Origin of the sequence: Pseudomonas sp. Z4-20, from assembly GCF_051131955.1 — a bacterium.
Taxonomy (GTDB): Bacteria; Pseudomonadota; Gammaproteobacteria; order Pseudomonadales; family Pseudomonadaceae; genus Aquipseudomonas; species Aquipseudomonas marvdashtae.
Genome location: NZ_CP071641.1, coordinates 1,095,644 through 1,110,399, shown reverse-complemented (window position 1 = coordinate 1,110,399; position 14,756 = coordinate 1,095,644). Strand labels below are relative to the sequence as shown.

16 protein-coding genes are annotated in these 14,756 nt (G+C 61.0%); 8 read left to right on the top strand and 8 right to left on the bottom strand.

Annotated features, from left to right (window positions below; genetic code table 11):
• Nucleotides 1-59: 59 nt before the first annotated feature.
• Complete coding sequence (locus J3P82_RS05205) at nucleotides 60-959, bottom strand: DMT family transporter (protein WP_434561257.1); 900 nt, start codon at nucleotides 957-959, stop codon at nucleotides 60-62.
• Between the two features lie 139 nt (nucleotides 960-1,098).
• Here J3P82_RS05205 and J3P82_RS05200 point away from each other — a divergent pair, with 139 nt between their 5' ends.
• From J3P82_RS05200 to fecA, 4 genes are all read left to right on the top strand, one after another.
• The gene (locus J3P82_RS05200; RefSeq protein ID WP_434561255.1) at nucleotides 1,099-1,974 is read left to right on the top strand and encodes a helix-turn-helix domain-containing protein; all 876 of its coding nucleotides are present in this window, start codon (nucleotides 1,099-1,101) and stop codon (nucleotides 1,972-1,974) included.
• Between the two features lie 127 nt (nucleotides 1,975-2,101).
• Complete coding sequence (locus tag J3P82_RS05195) at nucleotides 2,102-2,590, top strand: sigma-70 family RNA polymerase sigma factor (protein ID WP_434561253.1); 489 nt, start codon at nucleotides 2,102-2,104, stop codon at nucleotides 2,588-2,590.
• 8 nt (nucleotides 2,591-2,598) lie between these two features.
• Nucleotides 2,599-3,546, top strand: a complete 948-nt coding sequence (locus J3P82_RS05190; protein WP_434561251.1) for a FecR domain-containing protein — start codon at nucleotides 2,599-2,601, stop codon at nucleotides 3,544-3,546.
• A gap of 109 nt (nucleotides 3,547-3,655) precedes the next feature.
• Nucleotides 3,656-5,995 carry a TonB-dependent Fe(3+) dicitrate receptor FecA gene (gene fecA / locus J3P82_RS05185; RefSeq protein ID WP_434561249.1) on the top strand — a complete coding sequence of 780 codons (2,340 nt, stop codon included), beginning with the start codon at nucleotides 3,656-3,658 and terminating at the stop codon, nucleotides 5,993-5,995.
• A gap of 83 nt (nucleotides 5,996-6,078) precedes the next feature.
• Here fecA and J3P82_RS05180 read toward each other — a convergent pair whose 3' ends face one another.
• Together J3P82_RS05180 and J3P82_RS05175 are read right to left on the bottom strand one after the other, a co-directional pair.
• Entirely contained in the window at nucleotides 6,079-6,489 is a 411-nt protein-coding gene (locus J3P82_RS05180; RefSeq protein ID WP_305496719.1) for an HPF/RaiA family ribosome-associated protein, read from the bottom strand.
• Nucleotides 6,490-6,676: 187 nt separating this feature from the next.
• Nucleotides 6,677-6,817, bottom strand: coding sequence for a hypothetical protein (locus J3P82_RS05175; protein WP_434561247.1), 141 nt, complete (start codon nucleotides 6,815-6,817; stop codon nucleotides 6,677-6,679).
• A 179-nt stretch (nucleotides 6,818-6,996) separates the two neighbouring features.
• Here J3P82_RS05175 and J3P82_RS05170 point away from each other — a divergent pair, with 179 nt between their 5' ends.
• A complete protein-coding gene (locus J3P82_RS05170; protein ID WP_434561245.1) occupies nucleotides 6,997-7,314 on the top strand; it encodes a DUF3509 domain-containing protein in 318 nt (105 codons plus the stop codon).
• Here the strand turns inward: J3P82_RS05170 and J3P82_RS05165 are convergent.
• Nucleotides 7,311-7,811: a phosphate-starvation-inducible protein PsiE gene (locus J3P82_RS05165; protein WP_186611035.1), complete on the bottom strand. Its 501-nt coding sequence runs from the start codon at nucleotides 7,809-7,811 to the stop codon at nucleotides 7,311-7,313. The two genes, J3P82_RS05170 and J3P82_RS05165, sit on opposite strands and share 4 nt — an antisense overlap.
• 294 nt (nucleotides 7,812-8,105) lie before the next feature.
• Here J3P82_RS05165 and J3P82_RS05160 point away from each other — a divergent pair, with 294 nt between their 5' ends.
• Nucleotides 8,106-8,366 carry a YebG family protein gene (locus J3P82_RS05160; protein ID WP_014340121.1) on the top strand — a complete coding sequence of 87 codons (261 nt, stop codon included), beginning with the start codon at nucleotides 8,106-8,108 and terminating at the stop codon, nucleotides 8,364-8,366.
• A 69-nt stretch (nucleotides 8,367-8,435) separates the two neighbouring features.
• Here the strand turns inward: J3P82_RS05160 and J3P82_RS05155 are convergent, their stop codons facing one another.
• Nucleotides 8,436-9,455: a Glu/Leu/Phe/Val dehydrogenase dimerization domain-containing protein gene (locus J3P82_RS05155; protein ID WP_434561243.1), complete on the bottom strand. Its 1,020-nt coding sequence runs from the start codon at nucleotides 9,453-9,455 to the stop codon at nucleotides 8,436-8,438.
• 186 nt (nucleotides 9,456-9,641) lie between these two features.
• Here J3P82_RS05155 and J3P82_RS05150 point away from each other — a divergent pair, with 186 nt between their 5' ends.
• A complete protein-coding gene (locus J3P82_RS05150) occupies nucleotides 9,642-10,445 on the top strand; it encodes a SirB1 family protein (protein WP_434561241.1) in 804 nt (267 codons plus the stop codon).
• 24 nt (nucleotides 10,446-10,469) lie between these two features.
• On the opposite strand, the gene maiA is transcribed toward J3P82_RS05150, so the two are convergent.
• From maiA to hmgA, 3 genes are read right to left on the bottom strand one after another with little or no spacing between them, the layout of a single operon-like run.
• On the bottom strand, nucleotides 10,470-11,105 hold the full coding sequence (gene maiA / locus J3P82_RS05145) for a maleylacetoacetate isomerase (RefSeq protein WP_434561239.1): 636 nt from the start codon (nucleotides 11,103-11,105) through the stop codon (nucleotides 10,470-10,472).
• Between the two features lie 9 nt (nucleotides 11,106-11,114).
• Nucleotides 11,115-12,419 (bottom strand): fumarylacetoacetase, encoded by a 1,305-nt coding sequence (gene fahA, locus J3P82_RS05140; RefSeq protein WP_434561237.1) that lies wholly within the window; start codon nucleotides 12,417-12,419, stop codon nucleotides 11,115-11,117.
• A 3-nt stretch (nucleotides 12,420-12,422) separates the two neighbouring features.
• Entirely contained in the window at nucleotides 12,423-13,727 is a 1,305-nt protein-coding gene (gene hmgA, locus J3P82_RS05135; RefSeq protein ID WP_434561235.1) for a homogentisate 1,2-dioxygenase, read from the bottom strand.
• A gap of 150 nt (nucleotides 13,728-13,877) precedes the next feature.
• Here hmgA and J3P82_RS05130 point away from each other — a divergent pair, with 150 nt between their 5' ends.
• Nucleotides 13,878-14,699: an IclR family transcriptional regulator gene (locus J3P82_RS05130; protein WP_434561233.1), complete on the top strand. Its 822-nt coding sequence runs from the start codon at nucleotides 13,878-13,880 to the stop codon at nucleotides 14,697-14,699.
• The last annotated feature ends 57 nt before the right edge of the window (nucleotides 14,700-14,756 follow it).

Here is a 14,756-nt window from a genome sequence, read left to right as displayed (position 1 = left end):
GAACACACCGTGGCGAGGGAGCTTGCTCCCTCCACGGGATTAACGTCAGACGTAATGGCTCAGCGAGCTAGCGAGACTTGCGCGGCCACGGGTCGCGGCTTGCGGAACACCAGCACGTTGCCCAGCATCACCAGCACCAGCCCGACCAACGCTGGCGCCGTCCATTGATAACCCTCGGCAAACGCCGAGACGTTCAATGCCACCACCGGGAACAGCACCGTGCAATACGCCGCCCGCTCTGGGCCCATGCGCCCTACCAGCGTCAGGTAGGCGGTAAAGCCGATGACCGAACCTGGAATGACCAAATACAACAGCGAGCCCACGTAACGCGTGTTCCATTCCATGTCGAACGGGATGCCGTGAAACAGAGACCACACGGACAGCATCGCGGCCCCGTAGGCCATGCCCCAAGCGTTGGTCGTCAGCGGCTTCAGGCCGGCTTTCTGTTGCAGGCTCGACAGCATGTTGCCCGCCGAGAAACACAACGTTCCCAAGAGCGCCAATGCCAATCCGAGCAACGTTTGCGGGCTTGCGCTGTGACCGGCCAGCTCCGGCCAGAACAATAGCGCCAGCCCGAACAGCCCCAGCGCACCGCCCAGCAACACGTTACGGGCAATCCGCTGACTGAAGAAAACCCGCGCATTCAGGGCGTTCCAAAGGGTGGCCGTGGAGAACACCACGGCAATCAGCCCGCTGGGAATCCACTGACTGGCGGTCAGGAAACACATGAAGTTGATGCAGAACAGGCACAAGCCCTGGGCGACGCAAATCAGATGGCCGCGCTGGTTCATCACTTGCAAGCGCCGGCTGAGCAACAGCATCACGAACAGAATCAGCGCCGCGAGGCCAAAGCGATAAACGATCGACACCGGGATGGCGACCACGCCCAATTGCAATTTCAGCGCAATCCACGTGGTGCCCCAAATGATCACGGTAAGCAGGTACAGCGAGAGGTTCATGACGGCGACTCCTGGCAATGGTTCCCAGTGTCACGCCGTCATTGACCTGGCGCTTGCGTAAACTTGCGGTTTTGTCGGCTGGCGGGCTGGCACGGATCGGCCGACGGAGTAGGATGCAAGGCGTTGGAGAGAACCGATCATGTCCACACTGCAAACCTTGCAAGTCTTTCAAGCCCTCAACAGCTCGCCCAACGCTCGCCTTGAGCACAGCGCCGAGCTTGGGGACGGCTTGGCGGCCGCTTTGTGGAGCAATCACCATGACGCCCGTGACTACGAGGCGCCAACCCACCATACGCTGTCGTGCTACATCGCTGGCGGCACCGGCACGTTTCGCCGCGAACGACCCGACGCCACCGGGGCACCAGACAAGCTCTGCGTGCTGCCGGCCGGGCATGAGTCGGCCTGGGTCATTAATGGTGACATTCGCCTCGCCCACCTGTATTTCAGCCCCGAACAGTTCGCCCTCGGTTGCGTCACGTTGCTGGATCGTGAACCTCGGCAAGTGCAATTGCATGAGGCAACGTTTCTCGACGACGCGCAACAGGCCCAGCGCTTTCGCCAGTTGATCGCGCTGAACTGGAACGAACCCGCCGAACGCCTGCTCTGCACCAGCCTGGCCCATGACCTGCTCAGTCATTTGCTGCTGAGTCAGGTCGGCCTGCGCCAGGGGCTTCGCCTCAAGGGCGGCCTGGCTGCCCATCAACGGCGTATGCTGGTGGACTACATCGACAGTCACCTGGCCGAGGGCATCAGCCTTGGGCAACTGGCGGCGCTTTGCGCCTTGTCCGAATACCATTTCGCCCGAATGTTCCGCGAGAGCTTCGGGCTGCCTCCCCACCAGTATGTGCTGGCACGACGCTTGTCACAGGCGCGACACTTGCTGCGCAGCACTTCACAAGCGCTGGGCGATGTTGCGCTGGCCTGCGGGTTCGCCAGCGCCAGTCATTTCGCCAACCGTTTTCGCCAAGTCGTGGGCGCCACGCCCGGGGACTATCGACAGGCGTTTCTGTGCTAGTCGCCGTCGCGCCCCGGTCCAACAAATAAGCAGACACGCATCCCGATTGCCGTAGCCCCCGCCGCACCCCTACAATGCGAACAATTCTTGTTCTCTAGCGCAGCCGATCGCTGTCGGAGTGTTCCTGTTGCCGTCCGCCCCTACCGTCGAAGTGCTTTATATCGCCCATCACAACTGGCTCAACGGCTGGTTGCGACGCCGCCTCGCCTGCCCCGAAAGCGCCGCCGACCTGGCGCAAGACACGTTCATACGGGTACTGGCGGCACGCGATCCCCAGCCAATTCTCGAACCGCGGGCCTTTCTTACCACCATCGCCAAGCGTGTGTTGTTCAACCATTACCGCCGTCAGGACCTGGAGCGCGCCTACGTTGACGCGCTTGCCCAACTGCCCGAACAGGTGGCGCCTTCGGAAGAGGACCGCGCGATCATCCTGCAAACGCTGCTGGAGCTGGATCAACTGCTCGATGGCCTGCCGCGTGCGGTCAAAAAGGCGTTCCTGCTGGCGCAGATCGATGGCCTGACCTACAACGAAATCGCCCTTGAACTGGGTATTTCCCTGGCGACGGTCAAGCGCCACCTGAACAAGGCAGCGATGCGCTGCTACTTCGCCCTGTGAACCCGCCGATGCCAAGCGCGCCGAACGTCAGCGCGCAAGTCGCCGAGCAGGCGGTGCACTGGCTGCTGGAAATGCAGCAAGGGCCGCTTGATACGCGCCAGCAGCAAGCCTGGGAACAGTGGCTCAATGCACACAGCGAACATCGCCGCGCCTGGGAGCACATCCAGCGGGTCAACCAGCGGCTGCGCAATGTGTCCTCTCCATTAGCCCATGCGACGCTCAACACACCCAAGTCGGCAACGCGGCGCCGGGCGCTCAAGATGCTGTTGCTGCTGGGTGCCGGCTCGGCGGTGACGTGGGGCCTGCGTGAACGCCAGTTGTTACCGCCATTGCTCGCCGATTTCCGCAGCCCTGTGGGCGAGCGGCGGCGCCTGGCACTGGATGACGGCAGCCAGTTGCAGCTCAACAGCGCCAGCGCGGTCGATATTCGCTTCGACGCTCAACGCCGCCTGATCCGCCTGCTGGAAGGGGAACTGTTGTTGACCGCAGCCCAGGACCCGCGCCCCCTGCAAGTGCTGACCGCCCATGGCCTGCTGGAAAGCCACGACGCCCGCTTCAATGTACGCGAGTATGCAGGCCACACTCAGGTAGCGGTGTTTGCCGGCCAGGTGGACATTCGCAGCGGGCACGGCCCGGCTTTTCTGCTGACGGCTTCACGACAAGCGTCCCTTGGCATCAACGGCACCGGGCCCGCCACCGCGCTGGACGCCAACAGTGGTGCCTGGACGGAGGGCATGCTGGTCGCCGCGCACATGCGCCTGGCGGATTTCCTTGATGAACTGGGCCGCTACCGACGCGGCCAACTGCACTGCGACGAGGCGGTGGCCAACCTTCTGGTCTCCGGGACTTATCCGCTGGACAACAGCGAACGAATCCTCGATCTGCTGGAAATCAGCCTGCCGGTAAAAGTGCGGCGCTTCACTCGCTATTGGGTCACGGTCGAAGCTCGCGCTTGAGTCATCGCCACCCACCGAAAAAAAATGCTGCTCCAGTGAGCCGTTTTCCACACCTCGGGTGACAGAGAAGGAAAGCCACTTCGATATAACCTTCTCGGGACTCCCATCCATGCCGCAGCAACCCACCCGTCTAACCCCGCTCGCTCGCGTCGCGCGTCAACTGCTCCTGGGGGCCAGCTTGAGTTTCGTCGCACTGCCCGCCGTGCTGGCTGCAGAGGCCAAGGCCTATCACATCGCGCCGTCGTCGCTGGAAAACGCTCTCAATCAGTTCGGCCGCGAAGCCGGCGTGTTGATCTCCTTCGGCTCGCAACTGACCGGAGGCCTGCAGAGTCGCGGCCTGGAAGGCAGCTACAGCCCCGAGCAAGGGCTGAGCGCGCTGCTTGAAGGCACAGGCCTGCAAGCCCGGCCCGAGGGGGACAATGCTTTCAGCCTGCAGCCGGTCAGCAGCACCGCGTTGGACATCGGCACCACGACCGTGGTCGGCGACTGGCTCGGCGACGCCGCGCAGACTAATGTGTTCGAGCACCCGGGCGCCCGTGACGTCATCCGCCGCGAAGAATTCGAGCGCCAGGGCGCGACGCAGGCGCGGGACGTGCTCAATCGCATTCCCGGCGTCAACGCACCGGAAAACAACGGCACCGGCAGCCATGACATGGCGCTGAATTTCGGTATCCGTGGCCTCAATCCACGCCTGGCTTCCCGCTCGACGGTACTGATGGATGGCATTCCAGTGCCTTTCGCGCCGTATGGCCAACCGCAGCTGTCCTTTGCTCCCGTGAGCATGGGCAACATGGACGCGGTGGATGTCGTGCGCGGGGGCGGCGCGGTGCGCTACGGCCCGCAAAACGTCGGCGGCGTGGTCAACTTCGTGACCCGGGCAATACCCGATGCACCGACCGTCAAAGGCGGTTTCCAGACCGAGGCGAGCCCGTCCTCCAGCCACGATGGCTTCAAGACGTCCGCCAATCTGCTGGCCGGCGGCACCGCCGATAACGGCCTGGGCGGCGCCCTGTTGTATTCCGGCACCCGCGGCGGCGACTGGCGTGAGCACAGCGACACGCAAATCGACGACCTGATCCTCAAGGGCAACTATCAACTGGACGAAGCCAACAGTTTCAGCGCCATGGCCCAGTATTACGAAGGCGAGGCCGATATGCCCGGCGGCCTGAATGTCGCCGACTACGACGCCGACCCATACCAGTCCACTCGTCAGAAGGACCGATTCTGGGGCCGTCGTACCCTGGTCAATTTCGGCTACCGCTACCAGCAGGACCGGCGAGAATTTACCGCCAATACGTTTTTCACCAAAACCTTGCGCAGCGGCTATCTGGACCAGGGCACGTTCCTGTCCCTGTCACCCCGCGAATATTGGGTACGCGGCCTGGAAACCCGTTTCGCCCAAGGCTTCGACCTCGGCCCGACCAGCCACGAGGCCGGCGTCGGCTATCGCTATATCAACGAAGCCGGCCATGAACTGCGTTATCGCACACCCATCGCCAGCAACGAGTTGCCGACCACCTCCAGCCGCAACGACCGCGATACCCGTGGCGGAACCGAAGCCAATGCATTTTTCATCGATGACCGGATCGATATCGGCAAATGGACGATCACGCCCGGCATTCGCTACGAAATGATCGAGTCGCAGCAAACCAACAACTTGACCAACGTGAAATACACGGGCGACTACAACACAGCCCTGCCGGCGCTGAACGTCCTGTATCACCTGACCGATCAATGGAACCTGTACGCCAACACCGAAGGTTCATTCGGCAGCGTGCAGTACAGCCAGATGCCCAACCGCGTCAGCAGCGGCGAAGTGAAGCCGGAGAAGGCCCGCACCTGGGAACTCGGCACTCGCTATGACAATGGCAACCTGCGGGCGGAAATCGGCGCTTTCCTGATCAACTTCGACAACCAGTACGAAAGCAACCAGACCAATGACTCGGTGATCGCCCGGGGCGAGACTCGCCACCAAGGCATCGAAACCAGCATCAACTATGCTCTCGACGGCCTGAGCCCGGCGCTGGCCGGCTTTGATGTGTACGCCACTTATGCGTACGTCGACGCCACCATCCGCGAAGACGGACCGAACAAGGGCAACCGCGTGCCATTTTCCTCCACGCACAAAGGTACGCTGGGCGTGGGCTACACGGACGGGCCGTGGCAGCTGAACCTGGACAGCACCTACCAGAGCGCGCAGTTTGCCGACAATGCCAATACCCGCGCTGAAAGCGCCGATGGCAGCACCGGCAATATTCCTGGCTACATGCTGTTCAGCAGCCGCGCCGCCTATGACTTCGGCCCGCAACTGTCGGACCTGAACGTAGCGGTGGGCGTGAAGAACATCTTCAATACCCAGTACTTCACCCGCTCGTTCGACGACAACAACCGGGGCAAGTACGTAGGGGAACCGCGCACGTTGTATGTGCAGACGTCCGTGGCGTTCTGATTCAGGCCATGGTGAATAGCTGAAACAAGACGGGCCTGCGATTGCAGGCCCGTCTGTTTGGTGGGTCGTTTCAGTGATCGGGTTTAGCCGTTAAGCGCAGCCCGTTCGTTCTCGAGGAATTCTTCTTCCAGCATGGCATCAGCCAGTGCAATCGACTCGGTCTGGCCGTTGGTGGCGGCGCGCTTGCCGCGCAGTTTGCCAAACAAGTGTTCCAGCGCATGTTCCAGCTTCTCGGCTGCGCCGTCGAGCGCCAGCTCCAGGGTATCTGCCTTGTGCGTCACGGATATTGGTTGATGGCCCTTTGGCCGAGCCTCAATTTGGCAACGCAAGTCATGGGGACCAGGCTTGTCACCGTTCTCATCCCCCAAATGAACCTCGACCCGTGTCAGGTCTTCTTCGTAACGTTCGAGCGTGCTTTCAATGGTAGTACGTACCCACTCCTCCAGTCGGATGCTGCCTTGAATATGGTTATCGCTGTTGACTTGGATTTGCATAGTTCATCCCTTATTTCAGCTAGCTCGCCGGGAGCCGTCGACGTTGATGCAACGGCTCCTTGAATACAGAGTCGGGCTGGCGGAAGAACAATTCAACCCCCGAAAAAAGATAAATATTCATTTGCAAATAAAGCCGGACAACGAGCAATAGCACTGTTAATGTCGGGAGTTGTCTCGCCCCGCTTGTTCATTCCAATCCGCCTGCGTGCCCTGCACCGTCAGCGAACATCGGCCCGCCAGTGCCCCGAAACGGGCTGCCGCCATAACCGCATTCCAGAGCATTGCGCGTCCAGGCGCCGTGATCATTGTCCGACAGTTTTTCCGGCATGCCCCTTGCTACTTCCCTTGCAGGAGGCGCCGCGGGCTGCGATCTGTTGGTCAGCCGCCTGCCCGCCTCGGGAAGCTGGCGATGGATACGATCATGGAATGGCCGATGGTCCGGTGTTGCGAACTAATCCTGATCATGGCCGGTCAACAACTGCACGTTCAATCAGGCGGTGACGCATCATGGACAACCCCTTTCAGATCATTACGGACGCCTTCGCGCCGCAATACCAGATCAACCTGAGCATCCAGGGCCTGGACGGCAGCATCATGCTGACCTTGTCCAAGGCCGGGCGCGTCGTTGCCAAGCGCATGATCAGCGCGCAACAACGCAACGACCCGGAACGGCTCAAGCGCCTGGTGCAGAGCATTCAATTCGGCATTGCCATCGAGCAGGGCCACAGCGCCGTGGCCATCCTCGAAGCCATGACCGGCGGCGACACCATCAAGGTGCCGCCGCCGCAGGTCCAAGGCCAGGCCTCCAGCGCCGCCGGTCTCTAGATTTCGCCCTTTTCCACTTCAGCATGCTCGCTCGAACCCGCGCCGACCTTGCGGTGCGGATGTTCGATCTTCACTGAGGGAAACTGCGAGGACGCATAGCGCACTACCAGGATCGCGAATGCCAGCAGCAGGATGCCACCACACAGGTAGATAATTCCGAGGTCCGGCGGGCTGTGGTGAGAAACGTTGGAAATCAGCAGGCGCGTCAGCGCGGTGATTGCCACGTAGATCAGGAACCGCACCGGCATGTGGTTGGTCTTGAAGTAAATCCCGACCATTGCCCCTAACTCCAGATAGATGAACAACAGGAGGATGTCGTCGATCTTGATGTGCCCCTCCTCGATCATCTGCAGGAACTCCATCACCGCCGCCCACGCGGTCACCGCACCAATGGCGAACAGCGCCAGGTAGTGGAAGGTCTCGACGAACAGGTTGCCCAGGGATTCGGCCAGCTGGTGTACGTTCTGGCGCAGGTTCTCGGCCCAGTTGATTTTCACGATGTAGTTTTCCTTAGGTCGGCTCGACCGGATGATGCGGGTTAGACGTGACGGTTGTTCTGCATGCAGAAAAAAGGCCAGCGACCGGAATGAGATGGCACGGGGCTGGCATTCGACACGTGGGCGACATCAAACGGCCTCGTCGCGGACACGTTTGTCCTAGGCGACAGACCTAGAAACCGGTCTACATTAAAAAGCCACTATCCAAAGCATCAGGATTCGCTTATTCTTTTGCCTGTATATAAATACAGTAGTCGCATAGACAAACCAATGTGAAGGCATGTGAGGTGGTGAATGGCCGTCGAAGTGGTATACCGCAGCAGCCGAGATCTGGAGCGCTTGTTCATGGATAAAGCCGAAGCTGACCGTCATGACAAAATGCTGGAACTCGCCGAATTGCTGGCAGAGGTGTTGCAAAAAGCCGTGCCTTCGCTGAGCGAGAAACAAGTGGAAGAAGCCGGGATCTACATGGCGAAGAATCGCGATGTGTTTGCCAAGGCCTTCAAGAGCCAGCCAGACGCGTTATCCGAACTGCTCAATCCGTCGGACGAATGAGCAAAAAGACCGCAGCATGTGACAGCTGATACACGAGGTGTATCAGCTGTCACATGCTGCGGTCTTTTTTTATCGGTACAACAAACGCTCCGCCAACTCATCGGCTACCCGGGCTGGTGAGCGCTTCTCCGCCTGGGCATGGGCGAAGACTTCAGTGAGCCGGGCACCGATCTTCGACAAGTGCGCGGTGATGGTTGGAAGTTCCTCGCCATGATGTTTCAGGGCGACGTAGATCAGCCCGCCCGAGTTGATCACGTAATCCGGCGCATAGAGTATCCCGCGTCTTTCCAACTGATCGGCTACTTGCAGATTGCTCAATTGGTTGTGGGCCGAGCCTGCAACCGCCGAGCAGCGCAGTTGCGCCACGCTCTGGCTGTTGAGCACTGCGCCGAGGCCGCAGGGAGCCAGGATGTCGCAGGGCGTACTGAGCAGCGCGTCGTTGGCGATCGGATGGGCACCCAGTTGCTCCATCGCCAATTGCACCTTGCCAGGGTCGATATCGCTGACCAGCAGTTCGGCGCCCGCCGCATGCAGCTGTTCGGCCAGCGCATAACCGACATTGCCCAAGCCCTGGATGGCCACCCGCAGGCTTTCCAGGTTATCGCTGCCCAGGCGAGCCATGGCCGTGGCGCGAATCCCGGCGAACACGCCCATTGCCGCATGGGGCGCCGGGTCTCCCGCAGCGGTGGTGCTGGTGACATGGCGGGTTTGCTGGGCGATGCAGTCCATGTCCGCTACCGATGTGCCGCTGTCGATGGCAGTGATGTAGCGGCCGTCCAGTTGCTCAACGCAGCGACCGAAGGCTTCGAACAGCGCCGCCCGGCTCTCGACGTGCGCCGGACGCATGATGACTGCCACGCCACCGCCCACTGGCAGGCCGGCCAGGGCGGCCTTATAACTCATGCCTTGGGCCAAGCGCACGGCGTCGGCCACGGCGGCTTCATCGTCGGGGTAGGAAAGATAACGACAACCACCCAGGGCAGGCCCAGGACGGCTGCAATGAATGGCAATCACCGCCTTCAACCCGGTCGCCGGGTCCACGCTCAAGTGCAGCGATTCAAGGCGGGAGCTTTGCATGAGAGCGAACATCGACAGGCTCCCGAATCACTTTTTGTCTGTCTCGCCAGTATAGGCGTGCGGCCGAAAATTGCTGGAGCACGCCGGAATAAGCCTGGGCGGTAGTCAGCTTTTTAGGCATAACCTGTTACTGCGTATTTGCGAGACTGGACGAAAGCCCATGGCAGCGCTAAAACGAGACATAGTCCGGAGACTGTGATGAAGCCGCGCCAAGCCTTTTTTGAATGTCTGCACCGCTCGCCACCGGCGCTCTTCGAAGCCGCGCTGTGGATCGCCGCCGAACATGATCCTGAGGCGGACGTACCGGCGTTGCTCAAGGATTTCAAGGATCTGCAGCAGTTGGTCAGCCACGGCCTGCCGATGTTACCCGTCAGCGAACTGGGCCAACCTTTGCTTCGACGCCTTAATGACCTGGGTTTCGCCCAGGACGACTTCACACCGCTACGCCCCCGCGCGGCGTTGCTGGACAAAGTCCTGGCCCGTAGACGAGGCCAACCCCTGGCCCTTGGCCTGATTGCGCTGGAGCTGGCCCGAGGGCTGGAAATCCCGATGGCCGGCGTCAATTTCCCCGGTCATTTTCTGCTGCGCGTACCCGGCGCCGATCACCTGCTCGACCCGTGCGGTGGCCGTCGGTTGTACCCCAATGACTGCCGGGAGCTACTGCAACGCCAATATGGCTCGAACGTGCCGCTCAAGGCCGAGCACCTGGTCAACGCCGAGCCGATGCAAATGCTGCAACGGCTGTCGCGCAACCTGCGGCAATTGCACCTGGCGAACGATGATTACATTGCGGCGCTGATCGACGCCGAACGGGTATTGGAAATGGGCAACGCCAATGCCGCCGATTATCTGGCCCGCGCCAGCCTTTACCAGCGGCTGGACTGCCCCAACGCCGAACGCTTCGATCTTGAGCACGCCTTGATGCTCAGCGACGATCCGATCCAGCGGATCCGCTTGACCGAGCGACTGGGGCATCTGCCGCCGAACTCCATCGTGCATTGAGCTCCATGCCGCCGACAGACCATTCTAAGGCGTGTCAGACTGATTCGCCGGATGCGCCTGCTGGAACGCAACATGCCCAGCCGCCAGCGCCGCAACCCGACGGATCCGCGGGTACGCTTGCAGCGAAACATTGAACCGCTCGGCGGCGTACAGCTGCGGGATCAGGTAAACATCTGCCACCCCTGGCGCGGCGCCGAAACAATAGCCTTCGTTGCCAATCAACTGCTCCACCGCTGCCAGCCCTTGGCCGATCCAGTGCCCGATCCACTCCGTCACCTGCGTTTCATCGTGGCCCCACTGTCGCAGCTTGTTGAGCACGCTGACGTTATGCAGGGGATGAATGTCGCAACCGATCAGCGCGGCGACGCCACGTTCGTGAGCACGAATCGCGAGGTCACCGCTGAGTAGCGGCATCTGGGGGTAACGCTCCTCCAGGTATTCGATGATGGCCGGTGATTGCACCAGCAACGCCCCCTCCTCGGTGCGCAACGCCGGCACCCGCCCCTGGGGGTTGATTCCCAGGTAGGCCGGCTGGCGATGCTCGCCCCCCGGCGGGGCGATCAGGTTGACCGGCAGGGCCTGGTAATCCAGGCCCTTGAGTGCCAAGGCAATACGCACCCGGTAGGACGAGGTGGAACGGTAGTAGGTGTAGAGTTCCATGCCCCGTCCTCAACGCGCCGGCAGAATCTTGCCGCGGCACTCGCCAAAGCCTATGGACGCGCCCGCCTCGCCTTTGCAACGGGCGCGCAGGATGATCTCGTCGCCATCTTCCAGGAACTTGCGGACCTCGCCGGACGCCAATTGGATCGCTTTTTTGCCACCCTCGGTGATTTCCAACAAGCTGCCGAACTGACCGCTCTCAGGCCCCGACAACGTGCCCGAGCCAAACAAGTCGCCAGACTGCAATTGGCAGCCGTTGACGCTGTGGTGCGCAACCATCTGCGCCACGGTCCAATACATGTATTGGGTATTGCTCAGCGTCAATCGATGGGCCGGCAGGTTCTGCTCACGCATGGCTTCGGTCAGCAGCAGCACTTCCAGTTCGATGTCGAATGCACCGCCAGCCTGGTCGCGCTTGTCCAGCAGATACGGCAACGGTTGCGGATCGCCCTCGGGACGCGCCGGTTGAGGGCGTCGGAACGGTTCAAGGGCCTCGGCCGTCACTACCCATGGCGAGACGCTGGTCAGGAAGCTCTTCGACAGGAACGGCCCCAGCGGTTGGTATTCCCAGGCTTGGATATCCCGGGCCGACCAGTCATTGAGCAGGCAAAAACCGGCTATGTGTTCGGCGGCGTCGCCAACAGCAATGGGCTCGCCCAGTGCATTGCCTTTTCCGATCCAGATACCCAGCTCCAGCTCATAGTCCAGGCGCGCACAGGGGCCGAACGTCGGCTCGGTCTGACCGGCCGGCAAGGTTTGGCCGTTCGGTCGGCGCACGTCGGTGCCAGACGGACGAACCGTCGAGGCACGACCGTGATAGCCAATAGGGACGTATTTGTAGTTCGGAAGCAGCGGATTGTCAGGTCGGAACAATTTACCGACATTTTGCGCGTGCTCGATACCGACGTAGAAATCAGTGTAATCGTTGATCTTTGCCGGCAGATGCATCTGGCAATCGGCTGCCGGAGGCAGCAACGTTTCGCCCTCGGCCTGAATCTTCTCCCGCAGGGGGCTGTCTTCGCGCAGCAGTTCCAGGAGTCGTTCACGCAAGGCGACCCGGGCGGTGCGACCCAAATCGAAGAACGCGTTCAACTGGCCGTTCTGCATCGCCGCGACGGCTTTGCCTGCGGCGCCATCGAACAAGCCGGCTTGCAGCGCCGCCTGTAAATCGAAAATCCGCTCGCCAATGGCCACACCGCTGCGTGGAGCTCCGCCAGCAATACTGAAAATGCCCAGCGGCAGGTTCTGCAGGGGGAAGTCGGTATGGCCGTTGGCGGATTCGACCCAGCTACGGGTGAAGGAAACTTGGGACATGGGTTATCTCCGGGTCGGATCAAAACTGACCGGCAGCGAGGCCCAGCAGGCGTCGTAGTCAGTTTGCAATTGCGGGCAGTCCAAGGCGAAACGGCTCGGACGCAGCACTTGGCTGGTCTCGAACATGAAGGCCATGGTGTTGTCGATTTTTGCCGGCTTGAGCTCGGCATTGATCGCCTTGGTGCAGGTTTCGCCATCAGGACCATGAGCACTCATGCAACTGTGCAACGACGCGCCTCCCGGCAGGAAACCTTCGGCCTTGGCGTCATAGGCGCCCTGGATCAGTCCCATGAACTCGTTCATCAGGTTGCGATGGAACCAAGGCGGACGGAAGGTGTTTTCCGCCACCATCCAGCGGGGTGGGAAGATCACGAAGTCGAGATTCGCCAGGCCGTGAACACTGGTAGGCGATGTCAACACAGTGAAAATCGACGGGTCCGGGTGGTCGAAACTGACCGTGCCGATGGTGTTGAAACGGCGCAGGTCGTACTTGTAGGGGACGTTGCTGCCGTGCCAGGCCACAACGTCGAATGGCGAATGATCCAGCTCGCAGGCCCATAACTCCCCCAAGAACTTCTGCACAAGCGTGGTCGGTTGTGTGAGGTTTTCGTAATGGGCGACCGGCGTCAGGAAGTCGCGTGGATTGGCCAAGCCATTGCTTCCGATAGGCCCTAGGTCCGGCAGCCGCAATGGCGCACCGTGGTTCTCGGCGATATAGCCGCGGGCTTGCGAGTCGAGCAATTCGACGCGAATTTTCAAGCCCCGAGGCAAGACGGCGATTTCCAGCGGCGCCACTTCCAGCACGCCCAATTCGGTGGTGATCCTAAGCCGCCCCAATTGCGGGACGATCAGCCATTCGCCATCGGCATTGAAGAACACCCGCTCCATGGAACGGTTGGCCCGGTAATGATAAATGCTGATGCCAGCCGGTTTGTCAGCGTCAGCATTGGCCGCCATGCGCACCAGCCCATCGATGAAATCGGTGGGCTCGGAAGGGATCTCCAACGGGTTCCAGCGCAGGCGATTAGGCGTGACGTCACCCAGCGGACCACCCGCCAATTGCGCGCCAAGCTTGGCAAACGCTGGATGATGAGCCGATGGCCGGATGCGGTACATCCAGGTCCGGCGCGCTTCGCTGCGGGCCATGGTAAAGGCAGTGCCGGAAAACAGTTCGGCATACAGGCCATACGGAGCTTTTTGCGGGGAGTTCTGGCCGACAGGCAATGCGCCGGGCAGCGCTTCGCTGGCGAACTCATTACCAAAGCCGGACAGATAAGCCAGTTCCGACGCGGTGGAATCGAGGTTCATGGAGCCTCCTGGGATGCGGCCCGTCATTCAACGAAAGCTTGAGGCGCACCGGGTTATTTTTATCGTAATCAAATTACGCATAACGTAATTTGCTCGGCAGCGACCGTCAAGCTATAAAGACGCCCATTCGCCTCTCCGGACCTGCCTTCCATGGAAAACCCGCCCAGCAACGGTAAACAGAAAGTCCGCTCCGCCGAGGTCGGCACCGACATCCTTAAAGCGTTGGCCGAGCTGTCTCCCTCAACGTCGCTATCGCGCTTGGCCGAACATGTGCAAATGCCGGCCAGCAAGGTCCACCGCTATTTGCAAGCGTTGATCGCCAGCGGATTTGCCGAGCAAAACACAGCCACCAATCACTACGGCCTGGGCCGTGAGGCATTGCGGGTGGGCCTGGCGGCGTTGAATGGAATGGACGTATTGCAAGTGGCCGCCCTGCCCTTGGCCGAACTGCGCGACGACTTGAACGAAACCTGTTTCCTGGCGGTATGGGGTAATCACGGCGCAACGGTGGTGCGAATCGAACCCGCCGTGCGAGCCGTGACCGTGGTGACGCAACTGGGCTCGGTGCTGCCGTTGCTCAGCTCTTCCACGGGGCTGGTTTTCGCGGCTTATCTGCCAGAACGGGAAACCATCGAGCTGCGTGTGGATGAAGTAAAAAGTACCAGCGGCCATGCACTGGCCGATGCCCAGGTCTATGCGCTCTTGTGCGAGCAGATTCGCAGCCGTGGCCTGCACCATGTGCATGGCTTGCTGATGCCCGGTGTAGATGCCTTGTCCGCCCCGGTATTCAACGCCGTCGGCCAGGTGACGGCGGTGATGACCATCGTCGGTCCGACTTCGCTGTTCCACGCCGACGAAAACGGCCCGGCGGCGCAGCGTCTGTTGGCAGCGACCCGGGCCGTGAGTTGGCGGATGGGGTATGAGGCAACGCCCGGATCAGTCCAGGAAGTCCGGGACGATACGTATCACTAGATCATTCAGATGATGGATACCCCACCGCGGATGCAGACCGCGGTCTTCCCTACTGAA